At 67.8% G+C, this 14,050-nt stretch carries 14 protein-coding genes and 2 pseudogenes; 4 read left to right on the top strand and 12 right to left on the bottom strand.

The window, feature by feature from the left end; all coding sequences use genetic code 11:
• Positions 1–9: 9 nt before the first annotated feature.
• Positions 10–168: pseudogene (locus OG956_RS15035) on the bottom strand (IS5 family transposase); the annotation flags it as partial.
• Positions 169–684: 516 nt separating this feature from the next.
• Here OG956_RS15035 and OG956_RS15030 point away from each other — a divergent pair.
• Positions 685–1,512 (top strand): hypothetical protein, encoded by an 828-nt coding sequence (locus tag OG956_RS15030; RefSeq protein WP_330338474.1) that lies wholly within the window; start codon positions 685–687, stop codon positions 1,510–1,512.
• Positions 1,513–1,851: 339 nt separating this feature from the next.
• The gene (locus OG956_RS15025; protein WP_330342846.1) at positions 1,852–2,502 is read left to right on the top strand and encodes a CDP-diacylglycerol diphosphatase; all 651 of its coding nucleotides are present in this window, start codon (positions 1,852–1,854) and stop codon (positions 2,500–2,502) included.
• 114 nt (positions 2,503–2,616) lie between these two features.
• On the opposite strand, the gene OG956_RS15020 is transcribed toward OG956_RS15025, so the two are convergent.
• From OG956_RS15020 to OG956_RS14985, 8 genes are all read right to left on the bottom strand, one after another.
• Positions 2,617–2,940 (bottom strand): hypothetical protein, encoded by a 324-nt coding sequence (locus tag OG956_RS15020; RefSeq protein WP_330338473.1) that lies wholly within the window; start codon positions 2,938–2,940, stop codon positions 2,617–2,619.
• Positions 2,941–3,377: 437 nt separating this feature from the next.
• Entirely contained in the window at positions 3,378–4,421 is a 1,044-nt protein-coding gene (locus tag OG956_RS15015) for a serine hydrolase domain-containing protein (protein WP_330338472.1), read from the bottom strand.
• Between the two features lie 94 nt (positions 4,422–4,515).
• Positions 4,516–5,631 (bottom strand): glycosyltransferase family 4 protein, encoded by a 1,116-nt coding sequence (locus OG956_RS15010; RefSeq protein ID WP_330338471.1) that lies wholly within the window; start codon positions 5,629–5,631, stop codon positions 4,516–4,518.
• Positions 5,628–6,164, bottom strand: coding sequence for a dCTP deaminase (locus OG956_RS15005; protein ID WP_330338470.1), 537 nt, complete (start codon positions 6,162–6,164; stop codon positions 5,628–5,630). Before OG956_RS15005 ends, OG956_RS15010 begins: the two co-directional genes overlap by 4 nt.
• Complete coding sequence (gene dcd / locus OG956_RS15000; protein ID WP_330338469.1) at positions 6,161–6,700, bottom strand: dCTP deaminase; 540 nt, start codon at positions 6,698–6,700, stop codon at positions 6,161–6,163. Before dcd ends, OG956_RS15005 begins: the two co-directional genes overlap by 4 nt.
• Positions 6,700–7,935, bottom strand: coding sequence for a bifunctional metallophosphatase/5'-nucleotidase (locus tag OG956_RS14995; protein WP_330338468.1), 1,236 nt, complete (start codon positions 7,933–7,935; stop codon positions 6,700–6,702). Before OG956_RS14995 ends, dcd begins: the two co-directional genes overlap by 1 nt.
• The gene (locus tag OG956_RS14990) at positions 7,932–9,251 is read right to left on the bottom strand and encodes a UDP-N-acetylglucosamine 1-carboxyvinyltransferase (RefSeq protein WP_330342845.1); all 1,320 of its coding nucleotides are present in this window, start codon (positions 9,249–9,251) and stop codon (positions 7,932–7,934) included. The genes OG956_RS14995 and OG956_RS14990 overlap by 4 nt, the downstream gene beginning before the upstream one ends.
• A gap of 2 nt (positions 9,252–9,253) precedes the next feature.
• The gene (locus tag OG956_RS14985) at positions 9,254–9,691 is read right to left on the bottom strand and encodes an ATP-binding protein (protein WP_330338467.1); all 438 of its coding nucleotides are present in this window, start codon (positions 9,689–9,691) and stop codon (positions 9,254–9,256) included.
• Positions 9,692–9,866: 175 nt separating this feature from the next.
• Between OG956_RS14985 and OG956_RS14980 the strand changes: the two genes are divergently transcribed.
• Both OG956_RS14980 and OG956_RS14975 read left to right on the top strand, forming a co-directional pair.
• Positions 9,867–11,138, top strand: a complete 1,272-nt coding sequence (locus tag OG956_RS14980; protein ID WP_330338466.1) for a helix-turn-helix domain-containing protein — start codon at positions 9,867–9,869, stop codon at positions 11,136–11,138.
• Positions 11,135–11,689, top strand: coding sequence for a flavoprotein (locus OG956_RS14975; RefSeq protein WP_330338465.1), 555 nt, complete (start codon positions 11,135–11,137; stop codon positions 11,687–11,689). Before OG956_RS14980 ends, OG956_RS14975 begins: the two co-directional genes overlap by 4 nt.
• A gap of 880 nt (positions 11,690–12,569) precedes the next feature.
• Here the strand turns inward: OG956_RS14975 and OG956_RS14970 are convergent.
• The 3 genes and pseudogenes from OG956_RS14970 to OG956_RS14960 all read right to left on the bottom strand — a co-directional run bounded on the left by OG956_RS14970 (position 12,570) and on the right by OG956_RS14960 (position 13,977).
• Positions 12,570–12,857: a hypothetical protein gene (locus OG956_RS14970; RefSeq protein ID WP_330342844.1), complete on the bottom strand. Its 288-nt coding sequence runs from the start codon at positions 12,855–12,857 to the stop codon at positions 12,570–12,572.
• A gap of 230 nt (positions 12,858–13,087) precedes the next feature.
• Positions 13,088–13,349 (bottom strand): annotated as a pseudogene (locus tag OG956_RS40235) (hypothetical protein); the annotation flags it as partial.
• Positions 13,350–13,518: 169 nt separating this feature from the next.
• Positions 13,519–13,977: an ATP-binding protein gene (locus OG956_RS14960; protein WP_330338463.1), complete on the bottom strand. Its 459-nt coding sequence runs from the start codon at positions 13,975–13,977 to the stop codon at positions 13,519–13,521.
• Positions 13,978–14,050: the final 73 nt, after the last annotated feature.

Genomic DNA, 14,050 nt, shown 5'->3' with positions numbered 1-14,050 from the left:
ATCACGGCCCGCGTCCAGCGGTTTCCGCAGGTCGTGGTCCGGTGGTCGGCCGATGTCCGGGCCGCGACCGCGGCGTTCGGCACCCCAGGCGTTCAGGACTGGCTCGGCCGGCTTCCACCAGGCATCGGACACCGGATCGCTGGGGTGCCGACGGCGTTCAGGCGCGATCCCGAGCTACCCACCCACGACCCGGCGGGCCCGGGCGCATACACCGGTGCCTGAAGCGAAGGGCGCCCAACACGGCGTCGTGGGATGAAATGGGAGCAGCCGGAACAAGACGTCCTTCTAGGCCATTCGGTCCCGCGTCGGTGTACGGAGTGAAGGCACCCGGAACACTCCGGGTGGCAGTACCCAGTGGCGATCCCTGGGTGCTCACTGGTTGCAGCGACGGAGGACGAGCATGGAATGTCGGATGGTTGCGTTCGCCGTGGTGAGCGTGCCGGCCACCGCAGCCGATCGAAGAACCGACCGGCCCGTCATGCCCATGGGGACCCCATGAGCCGCCGGCGTCGGCGCGGCACAGTGCTTGCAGCGCCATTGGTCACCCTCTCGGTCTGCCTCCTGGGGCTGTCGGGCCCACGCGCGTTCGCGGACGTCCGCCGTCACGCGGCGATCCCCACGAACGGCTGTATCGCCACGCCTGCCGAGTACAAGGCCGCGTGGGACGCGCGGCGGGTCCGGTGCGTGTCACCCTCCCTGTTCGCCACCACCCACGCCCGTGGCGACACGTCCCTCTACCCCAGTGGCTTCTGGTACGCGTGGGCCGGCTCCAACACCAACCTGGAGCGGTACCTGGAGCTGCGCAGGCGGTACGGCGACCAGCCGCCGAAGGTAGGCATCGGGATCCTGTCGTACGTCGGGTACCCCGGGCTGGACACCTGGTCCACCCCGACGAACCTCGCCGTCTACAGGCTTCCGCCGGGCGTCCGAGCGCTGGTGCCGAGTTTCGAGACCTGGTTCCGCCTGCTCGACGAGCAGTTCGGCGACACACCGGCATACCCTCTCAAAGCCCAGCGGGACCTCGTCGTCGCCTACTCCCGGCTCCGCAGGGATGAGGACGTTGTGGGGGCGTTCCAGAAGGTGACCGGCTGCCGGCGCGACAAGTTGCTTCAGGGAGAGGCTCCTTCAGCAGCCATCGGCTGCAACCGCTCCTTCCTCGGCGCCCTGGCGGCCGCAGGTCCGTCCCCCTACGACCAAGGCACCTCCAAGAAGTGCTTCGCGAACTACCAGTCGCGCTACCGCGGTCCCAGGGATGCCGCCGCACTGCGGGGCGCGCTGTACCAGTGTCAGGACGCGGGTTTCCTCAACACCGGAGTCGGGCTCGGTTACAACACGTACGCGAACCCGTTCGTGTGCAAGCCTGTCAGCCGCCAGTCCGTACTGGAGAGGTACACCGGCAGGGAGTTCATCGTCCCGAACACACCCTTCGCCACTCTCCCGAAGCACGTCGACATCCCCTTGGACCTCGGTGTGCCTTCACGGCGCGGGTTTCTGCACACCGGTTACTGCTGAGGGGCGAGCGCCGCACAGAAGAAAAAAATGGTCTCGAATTGGGGTCCCAGGCTGCCGCCCACCCACCCTGAGTGAGATCGCAACCGGAGGTAATTCATGAATGACCACAAGAACGCTGACAGGCTGCCTCGGCGTCAATTCGTCACTCTGTCCGGCACTGTTGGCGTGGCGGCGCTCCTGGCCGGCGCAGGAGTGGGCAGGGGTACGGCCGCGGCAGCCCACCCTGCGCATAGCGCGCCTTCGACCGACCCATGCCCCGGCACCTCGCCTCCCGGTGCAGCCCCCTGCCCCCCTCCTCAGCTTGAGTCTCTATGCGGTAACCCCAACTCCAGCGATCCGCTGTGGCGGGACGTCCAGAATTGCGTTCAGCACCCGCAGGAAGCTCAATGCTTGCATGTAACCTCAAACTACGTCGTGCTCCACGGCAAGCCCGAGAATTCGCATAACTTCCTCCTGTCTCCCACTTGCCGCATCAAGGGCATCGAATGTCCGTTTCTGGAGAGTCCTCAGGCGGTCAATTACTGGCACGACGCGTGGATTAATGCAATGCCAGGAGGGGGTGTCCATATGAAAGCCGACTTCGTTGGATTGGGGATCAACTCGCAGGCCGCACGACAGTTCAATCAGATGCACATTCACATGGCCGAGGTGGAGGAAAACACGCAGAAACAGCTTCAAGATCTCGAAAAGGCGCAGGATATCGCGACCGACCCCAGGGGGTGGTCGCAACATCAGGTACCTGTCACAGGCTTCAAAGGGAGGCGGACGTACCGAGCACTCTTGCGTCGTGGTTTGGATGAGAATCTCTTCGCCCTATTGGATCAGTATGTGGTGAATCCACCCCAGACGGACGTGATGGCACAGCAGACCCTGATCGTTGTGCCGAAGAAGGTGAATAACGCGTATACCGGTGATTTTTATGTCCTGAACAGTGACAAGTCACTTCACGACGGTACGGACACGTGCGATGAATTGCTCGTGTACGCATGACTGCGCCCGGCCCGCGAAAGGTCTGTACCTCGGGAGGCTGTTGAGCTGGTCGGATACACCTTCTTCCTGCTGGCGGGCGAAGTAGGCATATGCGGCGTTCCAGTGTGGTCCCTTTCAGCAGCCCTCCGGGCCCCAGTGCATCTGGATCTCCAGCCACTGACTCTCCTGCCGCCAGGCGTCCAGCACGGACACCAGACGCCGGCTGAGTCCGGTGGCGGTCAGCGACCACCAGGGGCAAGCCGCCAGGAACTGGGTCAGCACCATGATTCGCTCGTCCTGGCGAGCGACCCTCTCCGATCCGGAAACCCAGTGCGGATCGAGGGCAGCCAAGGCGCGGCGGCTGATCATCTCGGGTGTCAGCGCTCGCCATGCGTAGGGGGCAAGCGCCTGCGACACGGCGCCCACGCGCGCGTCATCAGCGGCAACGAGTCGCAACATCTGCAGACGCCCTCCATGGCAGCTCTCGACGGGCATCTCCATCGTGGGCTGAGCCACCGGATCCGCGACAGGTCCGTCCATAAGTGTGGGATATGTCGCATGACAGTCATATACCGCACGTGGGCAATGCGGCGGCGTCTACGAGGACCGGTCGTACTGTCTACGTCGGACCCGGACGCCCGATGACACATCCTGGGCCCGGGGGCATGGTCTTCTTCGTCACCAACGTCGATACCGTGGCCCTGGACAATACCGGCACCGTGACCACCGGCCGGATGACCCTCCGGGAGGTGTGCGCCGCCGGGAGGCATGACGATCGCGGTGGCGCGGACGATGCGCATGCCCTTGGCGAATGGAGGGGTGGATCTGGCCGATGCGTTCGATGGCTGCGAAGTGCTCTTCCACGATCCGTGCGGACGTTGCGCCGCAGACTCTGCTTAACTGAAAGCGAGTTCACGGAAGGCGTTGCGGACATCGGCCAGCGGTTCCCGGTCCCGGGTGTAGTACAGCTTGTTGGTAAGGAGCACTGCCCACCGGCCCCTGGTGGGTGAAATCCACATGCCCGTGCCGGTGAAGCCGTAGTGGACCCAGATGTTCTGCTCGGTGGTGCTGCCAGGTGCAGGGTGCCAGAACAGGCCACGAGCGGGCTGCAGCTTGCCCGTCTGGAGGCTCAGGGAACGGCTGGTCCATGCGGTGCCGAATCCGACAGGGGCCAGAGAGGTGGAAGCGTCGAGCATGTAGCGCAGGAAGGCGGCGAGGTCGTCGAGGATCGTGAAGACGCCGGCGATGCCGCAGACGCCGCCCAGGAGACGTGCGGAGAAGTCGTGGGCGGTGCCCTTGAGGTGGGTGTCGGTGTCCTGATCGAGTTCGGTGGGGGCGCAGAGGGCTGCTGTCTCGTGGGGCAGCGGGCCGAAGCGCGTGCAGTGCATGCCCAGCGGCTGCCAGGTGCGTTCCCTCGCGAGCTGGTCGAGTCGCTTACCGGAGAGATGTTCGGCGAGGTAGCCGAGGATGAGGGCGGCCCGGTCGGTGTACTCGACCGCTTCGCCGGGTGGCCGGTGAAGTTGTTCGTGCAGTACGCCTCGGCGGATGTCGTCCGGGTTGGTGCCGTAGAGGTTCTTCAGCTGGGCTCGCAGTGGGACGCCGGCCGTGTGGGTCAGCAACTGTTGGGCGGTTACGGCGCTGAGTGGATGGCCGGTGACCTCGGGCCAGAAGGTGCCGAGTGGCTGGTCGAGGTCGAGAGTGCCGTCCTCCCACAGGGCGCCGATGGATGACCACACGGCGAGGATCTTGGTGAGGCTGGCGGCGTCGAAGACGGTGTCGGAGCGCATCGGCACGTCCGGCTCGTCGGGATCGAGGACGCCGGTGGTGCCTTGGGCGTGGACGCCGGTGGCGTCGCCGACGGCCCACACGGCTCCGGGGTACACCTTGTCGCGGACGCCTTCGTCCAGCAGTGCTTCGATGCGGTCGCTGTCGTACGTCATGGTCTCCCTCTTCGCCGGGGCATCCCGGCGGTCAGAGTAGTGAGATTCGCCGGCCTGGCCGGGTAGTGACGTGTCGGACCGGCCGGAAAACGGTTCAGGTGAGCTGGCAGCCGAGATCGGTGAGGGCCCGTGCGGTCGCCGAGAGGGGGTAGCGCGCCGCGTTGGCGTAACCCGCCTGCCGCAGGGCGGCCAGGATGCTGGGGGAGGTGCGCAGACGGTCGAGGTCGCGGGCCAGAGCGGCGGAGCGAGTGAAGTCGGAGGCCATACCCGAGGCGGCGAGGGCTTCGCTGAGTCCGGGTACGGGCTGGTAGAGGACGGGCAGTCCGCAGGCTTGGGCCTCCAGGGCGACCAGGCCCATGGCCTCCAGGGTGGTGGACGGCACCACCAGCACGTCGTGCTCGGTGAAGGCTTTCCACAGTTGTGGGCGGCGGAGCCAGCCGAGGTATCGGACGCGCACGCCGGCTCGTTGCAGTAGTGGGGCCAGCACCAGGAACTGGGAGCGCGGCGCGGCGATGCTCAGCTCGACGCCCTGCACGGGAGCGAGGCTCTTGATCAGTGCTTCGCCGCCTTTCTCGGCGGTCAGGCGTCCTGCGTAGAGCAGGCGCAGATGACTGGGCCCGGTGCGGCTCGGCCGTCGTGGTGGCGCGGTGAGCAGGTGGTCGGGAACGCCCCAGGGGATGTGTGTGATCTTGCGGCGTTCGACCTGGGGGGCGAGTTTGATGAGGCGGTCGGCCATCGCGCCGGTGGGCACCACGATGGCGTCCGCCGCCTTGGCGGTTTCACGCAGCACCTGGAGTTGGTCCCGGTGGGCTTCGGCGAAGAGCAGGTCGGTGCCGTGGACCAGCGCGATGCGGGGAGGCAGGGGCAGTGCTCGGATCAGGGCTGGGGTGGCACCGAAGGTGAGGTGCTGTAGATGCAGCACGCCGACTTGCGCCGGGTCGACAGCGGCGGCGAGGGCCTTGCGCAGCGCTTGGACGTAGCGAGCGAATGCGATGCCTTCCAGGCACTTGCCGGTGACGGGCAGCAGACTGAGTCCGGCCGGGAGCCGGGGGCGGGTGCCAGGTGGTGTGAGCATGAAGGCACGGGCCGGGATGAGGGGTTGCTGGCCGGTGTAGAGGTCGAGGAAGAGTTCGACACTGCCGCCGGGACTTCCGGCGGGGAGGTCCAGGAAGGTGGCGGCCATCGGGCCAGTGGCTGAGCGGGTGTTCATCGCACTCCTCCGTCGATCTCTTCGTAGAGGCGTGAGATGCCGATGCCGTCTGTCGACGCGTATTTGGCGGACTGCTGCTGGTAGCTGGCCGGCGTGCCGAAGGTGGTGAGGAAGACGAGCTTGCCGAAGGTCATGCCCGGATACACGCGCACCGGTCGGGTGGCGCGGATCTCCAGTGTCCAGCGGATCGCATGGCCCTGGTGTCCGAGCGGAGCCGACACGTGGACCCAGATGCCCAGGGAGCCGGTGGTGCGGTCGCCGTTCAGCAGCTGCGCGTACGTCTCCGAACCGGTCCGCTCCAGGGTGATGCCGAGGTAGAGCAGGCCAGGGCGCAGCACGAAGCCAGCGTCGGGGATGGACTGCTCGGTGTAGGCGGTGGGGGTTGCGGCGTCGAGGTCGCCGTCGCAGACGCGGATGGTGGCGCCCAGCCGCCAGTCGTAGGCGTTGGGGGAGATGCGGCTGGGCTCGTACGGCTCGATGGTGATCTCGTCGGCCTGGACGGCGGCGGCGATGGCGGGACCGGTGAGGATCACGAGGCCACCACCTGGAGTCGGGCGAGGTCTCGCCAGTAGGCGGAGGGCTGCGGTCCTGTGGCGGCCTGGTATTTGCCGCGGTAGAGGTCCACGGCGCCGGTGGAGACGAAGAACATGATCTGCCCGATTTTCATGCCGGCGTACACGCGCAGCGGTCGGATCGGGGTGAGCATGAGCGTCCACTGGCCGTGGAAGCCGATGTCGCCGATGGGGGCGGTGATCTCGACGAACAGGCCGAGGCGGCCGACGGAGGAGCGGCCGAACAGCAGCGGCACGAAGGCGTCGGAGCCGACCTCTTCTAGGGTGTGGCCGAGGTAGAGCTCGCCTGGCTGGAGGACGTGCCCGTCTGGGCCGATGGTGGTTTCCCGGGTGGGGTTGGGCCGGTGGGCGTCCAAGACGGGGTCTGTGTAGGTGATCAGGGTGGGGCCCAGACGCACGTTGTAGCTGTTGGGGTTCACCTGGTCGGCGGCGAACGGGGCGATGCGCAGGCGGTCGTCGTGAGCGGCAGCGGTGATCTCCGGGCCGGTGAGGATCACTACCTACCTCCTTCGGCGGTGTCGGGAGCGGTGAGGACGTGTTGGACGGCCTGGTCCAGACGCAGGCCGGCCTCGTGCGTGCGCTCGCCGAGGTAGGTGTCGGCGAGGTAGTCGGTGGTCAGCACGGTGGTGACGGCATCCGGCAAGGGATCGGGTGCGGTGACGAGCGGGCCGGTCTGGGTGGTGAGCTGTGACAGCCAGCCGGGGAGGTCGCTTCGTGCTGGATCCGGCACGTGGGCGTGCACCAGCTGGTTGCCGAACGGCTCGATGGAGAGCAGGTCGCCCTGGGTGAGGTTGCTGCCGAGGGATACGGCGCGTAGTGCCGTCTCGTTGAGGATGACCGCGTCTGCGCCGAGCCCCGTACACAGGCGGGCGGTGAGGTCCAGGAGCAGGTTGCGCCGGTCGAGGGGCTGGTGGCGGTAGGCCGGACTGATCGGACCGAGGACGTCGGCCAGCTGTCGCTTGACGTCTGCGATGCGGGAGCGCAGGCCCGCAAGCTCCGTGGGAACGACGCTCGGGGCCCGGTCGGGGAAGGAGGTGGTGCCCGCACCCCATCCCGCACCCAGGGGCATGGCGATCGCATAGCCGCCGGCGAGCTCCCGGCCCTTGACGACCAGGGTGCCGTCGACTCGGACCGGACCGTACTGATCGCTGTGGCAGTGCCCTGCGAAGACCACGTCGAGGAAGGGACAGGCCGCCGCGAGTTTCCGATCCTCTTCGAAGCCGGAGTGGCTGAGCAGGACCCAGCTGTCCACCTCGTGGTGGTGGGCGAGAGTCACCTCGCGCAGGGCCTGGAGAGGATCGGTGACGCAGTGGCCGGCTCGCTGGGCGCCCGGGATCGAGCGGAAGGCTTGCCGGCCGATCACAGCGGTTACGCCGACGCGCCGTCCATCGATGTCGGCGATGTACAGGCGGCGGAAGAGAGCGTCGCCGGTGTTGGCATCGACGGCGTTGGCGCAGACAGTGCGCCGGTGAAGGTCGGGTTCGAAGTGGTGGGGCCAGCCGTGGTTGCCAGGGGCCAGCACGTCGTACAGCCCGAGCAGGATCTCCCGCTCGATCGTGCCGCGAGCGAGGCGGTAATACCCGCTGCCTTCGAAGAAGTCGCCGCAGTCCACGATGAGCGAGGTCGGGCGCAGCGCGTGGAGGTGGGTTAGAAACGGTGCGGCGTTGCCGAAGGCGGAGTGGACGTCCGTCGTGGCGACGATCTGGCGCAGGTTCCGGCCGTCGGTGGTCATGGGGTGACCTCGCAAATGTCGGCCCCCAGGGCGCGCAGCTTGCCGGACAGGTCGGCGTGGCCGCGGCGCAGCTGGTCGAGGCCGCCGATGGTGGTGACGCCTCGGGCCGTCAGGCCGACGACCATGAGAGCGGACCCGGTGCGGATGTCGGTGGCTTCAACGCCCGCGCCCGTCAGCTGCTGGGGCCCGGTCAGGCGGCATTCGGTGGGGGAGATCTCATCGATCCGGGCGCCCAGGCGGGTCAGCTGCGGCAGCAGGTTGCCGTGGCGGCCGGGATTGATGGCGTCGGCGAACAGGTGCGTGCCGGGCAGTCCGAGGGCGAGTGCCATGAGCGGTGGTTCGAAGTCGGCGTCCAAGCCGGCCGGGCTCAGAGAGGCGATGGCCCGCAGGTGACGACCAGTGGGGACTGCCTCATGCGCGCAGACAGTAAGGCCACCCGGCTCCGCGTCTGCGGGGATGCCGAGCTGATGAAGGGCAGCCACGAACGGGCCTATGTCCTTGCCCTGCACGCCGTCGATACGGGCAGTACCGCGCGTCGCGGCGATCGCGCAGGCCAGCGTGGCTGCCTCGATCTTGTCTCCGGGCACCGTCCAGGCAACGGGGGCAGCCGGCGACGAGGAGGGCGGCGAGAGAATGAGTACATGCTCGCCGGCCCGCGTCTCCCAGCCCACCGAACTCAGGGCGTCGAGCACGCTCAGGACTTCGGGCGAGAGATTGGGCTGACCCAGCCGTAAAGGCCGGCCGGTTGTGAGGGCGCGCAATGTCGCGGCCACGGTCGCACCGCGAGAGCGGAACGGCAGTGCGATGGAGACGGTGCCGGTCTGTGAGGTGTGGGCCTCGATGCCGTAACCGAAGCTGCTCTGCCGGCTCCGGTCGCCGAACGCCTCGTACACCTTGAAGTGCAGCTCCATCCCGCGCGCACCGATCCGGCAGCCATCCGGCCAAGGCAGCCGCGCCTGGCCGTAACGCGCGAGCAGGGCGGGGACGAGGTAGTACGAGGCTCGGATCTGGGCTGCCTGCGCCAGATCGGGCAGCCCCCGAGATGCTTCCGTTGGCAGGACCACGTAAGTGGTCGGTTCGCCGGCGGGCTGCGCGGCATGCCAGCCCGCCTGTTGCAGCAGAGTGAGCATGATCTGGACGTCGGTGCTGTGCGGGACGTTGCTCAGCCTGAGCGGGCGACCGAGGGCCGCCGCGGTGGCCAGGAGCGGCAGAGCGGCGTTCTTGGAGCCGTCGACGCTCACGGTGCCGGCGAGCGGCGGCCCAGGGCGTACTGCGATCACCTCGGCGGCCACGCCGGGGGCGTGGGTGGTCGTCATCATCAATTCCTCTGGAGGGGAAGGAAACAGGCGATTTCGTGGCTGGGTTTGCTGGTCAGGTCGATCTCGGCCCAGCAGCACTTGCCATTTCCCGTCGGCTCGGTGTGGTACCGGTCGGCGAGAGCGGCGACGAGGAACAGGCCCCGGCCGCCCTCGCTGTCCGCGTCGGGCAGAGCCGGCTGGGGCAGCACCGGGCTCGTGTCGCAGACCTCGATCCGCAGGACGGCCTCGTCGAGACAGACCGCGAGTGAGACGGATCCGGTGCCGGCGTACTGGACCGCGTTGGTGACGAGCTCACTGACCAGCAGTTCGGCCGCGTGCACCACCTCGGTGCCCAGTCCCGCGTCCCAGCCCGCTATCGCGTCCACGACCTGGTGCCGGGCCTCGCTTGCTGCGGCGGGCGTCGCGGGTAGGGAGAGAGCGAGCTGGTGCGCTTCCATGAGCGGCCTCCCGGTGTTGGTGCGGCCACACCAAGCAACCAGCCCGTCGCGGTGAGTGGTGAGCCCTGACGCTGGCGCTGCATGGCTTATGCAGGAGCTGCATCACGGCCAACTACGCCTGTCCTATGCTCGATTGAGCAGGCAGGATCAGCGACGGCGGAGGGAGCCGTGGCAGATGGCCGACGCGCATGGGGAAGCGAGACGGATCGGAGAACGGATCCGTCGGGCGAGGGTGTTACAGCGGCGTTCACAGCACGACGTGGCCGCAGCGCTCGGGTATCACCAGTCCAAGGTGAGCCGTCTGGAGAGCGGTCGCGGCACGGAGGACATCCGCGTACTACGCGCCATCGCGCAGGAACTGAACATCCCGCCTCATGAGTTGGGCCTCGCCCCATCTCAGGACGTCTCCGCCGCCGATCAAGAAGCTGATGACATGCACCGCCGCACCTTCCTTGCCGCGAGCATCGCAGCGCTCGCCACTCAGGCCGGGCACTCCGCTTCGCACACCGCCCTCGTCCAGTCGCTTCTGCCCGGCCCCGGCCACGCGGGCACCGGTGGCCCACAGGACGCGGCCGTCCTGTATGAACGAGTCGGTTCGGCGCTCAGGCTCTTCCACACCTGCCACTACACAGAGCTGGAGCGCACCATCCCGAGCCTGATCGGTGATCTGCGATTGGCCGCCAGCGAGGCGAACGACAGGGATACGGTGTCCGGGCTCCTGGCCACGGCGTACCAGACGGCGACGAGCCTGCTGCTCAAGCAGCACGACCAGGGCAACGCATGGCTCGCCGTCGGCCGGGCGATGGCAGAAGCCGAACGCTCAGGCGACCCGGTGGTCCTCGCCTCCAGCGTCCGAGTCCAGGCCCACGTCCTGGTCCGCGAGAAGCACGCCACAGAGGCCGTCACCCTGGTCCGGCACACCGCCGACCAGCTCACCGGCTCCTACGACCGGCGTTCACCGAAGTACCTCGCCGCCGTAGGACTGCTGCTCCTGCGCGGTGTGACCGCAGCCAGCAGTCGCGGTGACCGCGCAACCACCAAGGAATTCCTCACCGAGGCGAAAGAAGTCTCCCGGTACGTCACCCTGGACCGGCCCGACGCCTGGGCCACCTTCAGCCCGACCAACGTCGCCCTGCACGAGCTGAGCGCCCTGGTGGCCTTCGGCGACGCCGGCCTCGCTCTACAGGCGGCCCGACCCCTCATGCGCCGACACATCCCCGTCCCCGAACGCCGCGCCGCCCTATGGGTCGAGGCGGCCCGCGCCTACAGTCAGCAGGGCCGCCTCGCGGACGGCTACCAGGCCCTGAGGATCGCCGAGACCTGCGCCGCCCAGGACATCCGCCGCCCCGACGTCCGCCACCTGGTCGCGGATATGGCAGCCCGCGACCGCCGACGTACTCTGCCGGAACTGCACCACTTCAGCCGCCAACTGGGAGTTTCCGCGTGACCGAACCGACCGCCCCGGACAAGAAGCCCTTCCTCTACGTCGTCGTGTGCGCGAGCGGCGTCGCCCACGACGTCGGCAAACTGATCACCGCGGCCCAGGAGGCGAACTGGGACGTCGGTGTCGTCGCCACACCGCAGGGACTCGGCTTCATCGACGCCAAGGCGGTCGAGGCGCAGACCGGCTACCCGATCCGTTCCGCCTGGCGTGCACCGGGAGACCCGCGTCCGCTACCACCCGCGGACGCGATCGCCGTCGCCCCGGCCACCTTCAACACGATCAACAAGTGGGCCGCCGGCATCTCCGACACCCTCGCCCTCGGCATCCTGTGCGAGGCGTACGGCATGGGCATCCCGACCGTGGCCCTGCCCTACCTGAACTCCGCCCAGGCCGCCCACCCCGCCTACCGGCAGAGCCTGGACCGGCTCCGGGAGATGGGGGTCCTGATCGGCTCCTGCGAACCGCACCGGCCGAGGGCCGGCGGCGCCGCGGAACGCTTCCGGTGGGAGGAAGCACTCGAATTGCTGGAGCATCTGGTCTGCGCGGTGCGGTGACACCGTCATCCGCCCGACCGGAATACGGGGACTGAGCCAGTACGCGAACGGGACGATGGCCGGGTGGTTCGGCCGAAGGGAGAGTCGGGATGCGAGGCCGCTCTCTTCAGGCCGTCGACGCCTCTTCGACCTCCCCCTGCTTCGGCGAGCGGGCAGCTCGTCCGGGTGCCACTCGACCTTGGTCGGCGACCGGATCGGCTGACTCATCCCCATGCCTATGAGACGTTGATACTGCTCGCCGGGGACCAGGGTGTTGTGGGCCAGGTGGGCTGAGCGGCCGGGTCCCTGGGTGAGTCCTCTTCCTCCTCGCTGCCGTCCGGCCAACGGCCGAACGGACCGATAGGCCGCTCAGGCGTAGCACCGAGCATCCCTGGTCCCTTCGTGCGGTGCTGCATCGGAATCACGTGTCGTCCCCTTCGTGTCGGCCTGCGCTGACGGCGGCGACAAGGAGCCATCCGTCCAGCCCTTGGTTTGTTCAACGATGGTGTGTCCCTCTTCGGCAGCGGTGGCCTTCAGGAACTGGAGTGTGGGGAGTGTGATCAGATGGTGGGGGTGCCGGGCGGCCCGTCATGCAGGTGGACGCGAGCGGGTTACACCGTGTCAGGCCGAAGTCATCACCACTGAAGGCGTCGGAAAACGTCCAGCCCACCGCCACTCTCGAATGCCGACGGTGTGGAACTCATGCCTTCCTCACGGATCGGCTACGTGCGCACGGGCCCCAGAACCAAACCGGCGGAGCTCACCGACCTTTCCCAAGCAGCGGTCCAGCCAGAAATACCTATGACCTGTACGTCGGACGAGGCCGGGAAGAAACACCGGCTACAGGTCACGGGTGGTCAGGGCAGGCGGGCACCATCGCCAGGCGAGCAGCCCCGATCAATCAGGCACAGTAACCGCACCAGTCGAAGCGGGCCGCGTCACCACGGCGGGGCGCATACATCACCCGGTCGCCGACGCCGTGTTGCCCCCGCCCGGTGGCCAGCGCAGCCCCAGCGCCGACTTCGTCATGTGTCCAGCCGGTGATGTCGAGCAGCATGCCATCCAGCGGCCCGCCGACCAGTTCGACGTAGCACCGGCCTGGCTGCGGGCCCGGGTTTGCACGGTCGGCGCCGTAGACCCGGCGGCGCAGCATCCGCTTATCGCATGCGGAAGCCGCCTCTCGCCGCATGAAGAGGGCCGTAGCGACCCCTGTGGCCAGACCAGCAGCTGCCCAAGGCAAGCCGACAAAGCCGCCGCCAACCGCCCACACTGCCAGCAGCAGCGCACAGGCCACGTACACACGCCATGGGAGCCCGGACATCATGCCCAGCAGTATGCCTACAGCGCCCGCACATCGCCTGCCAGGAGGAACAAGTGCAAGATCACACCAAGCGGAATCTTGTAAGTCCGATGTGCGCAGTAATCGAATGCGACCAGCGACCGCGTGATCAGGGCGCCGGTCTTGTGGTTTCGCCAGATGGCTGCGGCCATGGCGAGGACCTGCTGAGCGACGCGGACGGTGGCGTCCTCGAAGAGATGTCCGCGCAGGCCCGGACCGACCGGCAATCAGGTCCAGCTCGGCATAGAGCATGGCCCGGAGCACCTCGCGCCCGTCCGGCTTCCGATTCGCTAGCACCCACAGGACCGGCATCCCGTTCGGAGTGTGGATTAGGTAGAGACGCTGGGTGGCGCAAAGCCGACTGCCCCGGTTGCCGTCCGTGTCACCGGCTTGAGTGTCAGCGCTCTGCTCCATCTCGCCCACCAGGCCGATGCCGTCTCTGCCCCCGTGTTGAGACCCACACCGCCGCCGGTCACCACGGCAGCGCCCTTGCCTTGTCGTCCGCCAGAGGTCAGTGGGCCACTGGCAGGACGGCCTGGACGGATTTGCCGTAAGGGTGAGCCTCGATGGTGACGTCGACGGCTAGCTCCTGGACGAGGTACCAGCCGAACCCGCCTGGCTCGAAGGCGTTGGTGCGCTGAAGGCGTGGCGGATCTGTGCTGGCATCGGAGACGGTGACCGTGACGCTGCCGGGCCCGGCGCTGAGCCGGAACCCGGTGACGCCGCCGGCGTGCCGCTCGGCGTTCGTCACCAGCTCGGACACCACGAGGAGCACCGCTTCGGCTTCCGCGTCATTCGACGGACCCACCGAGGCCAGGAAAGTGCGGGTGACATCACGCGCCTGGGCTGCCGTGCGTATGTACGTTTCGGCGGTGGCGGGGTCTTTGTCCTCCTCGGGTGGTTGCGCCATCACTTTCTCCAGTGTCTGACTGTCTCGGGTCAGTCTTGTGCCCGGAATGTGGTTGATCATCCGCGTTCCGCGCCGCTGCGACCAGCTCAAGGATCGGCGAGGGCAAGGGCTTCTCTTCCTGTTGACAGCTCCT

The organism is Streptomyces sp. NBC_00557 (assembly GCF_036345995.1).
Classification (GTDB): Bacteria; Actinomycetota; Actinomycetes; order Streptomycetales; family Streptomycetaceae; genus Streptomyces.
Note: the sequence above shows the minus strand (reverse complement) of the source record. Positions and strands in the feature narration are given on the sequence as shown.

Coding starts and splice junctions, on each gene's coding strand:
- OG956_RS15020 (WP_330338473.1), bottom strand. CDS start 2,940: ATGTTGCGACTCGTTGCCGCTGATGACGCGCGCGTGGGCGCCGTGTCG.
- OG956_RS15015 (WP_330338472.1), bottom strand. CDS start 4,421: ATGACGTACGACAGCGACCGCATCGAAGCACTGCTGGACGAAGGCGTC.
- OG956_RS15010 (WP_330338471.1), bottom strand. CDS start 5,631: ATGAACACCCGCTCAGCCACTGGCCCGATGGCCGCCACCTTCCTGGAC.
- OG956_RS14995 (WP_330338468.1), bottom strand. CDS start 7,935: ATGACCACCGACGGCCGGAACCTGCGCCAGATCGTCGCCACGACGGAC.
- OG956_RS14990 (WP_330342845.1), bottom strand. CDS start 9,251: ATGACGACCACCCACGCCCCCGGCGTGGCCGCCGAGGTGATCGCAGTA.
- OG956_RS14985 (WP_330338467.1), bottom strand. CDS start 9,691: ATGGAAGCGCACCAGCTCGCTCTCTCCCTACCCGCGACGCCCGCCGCA.
- OG956_RS14980 (WP_330338466.1), top strand. CDS start 9,867: ATGGCCGACGCGCATGGGGAAGCGAGACGGATCGGAGAACGGATCCGT.
- OG956_RS14970 (WP_330342844.1), bottom strand. CDS start 12,857: ATGCGGCGAGAGGCGGCTTCCGCATGCGATAAGCGGATGCTGCGCCGC.
- OG956_RS14960 (WP_330338463.1), bottom strand. CDS start 13,977: ATGATCAACCACATTCCGGGCACAAGACTGACCCGAGACAGTCAGACA.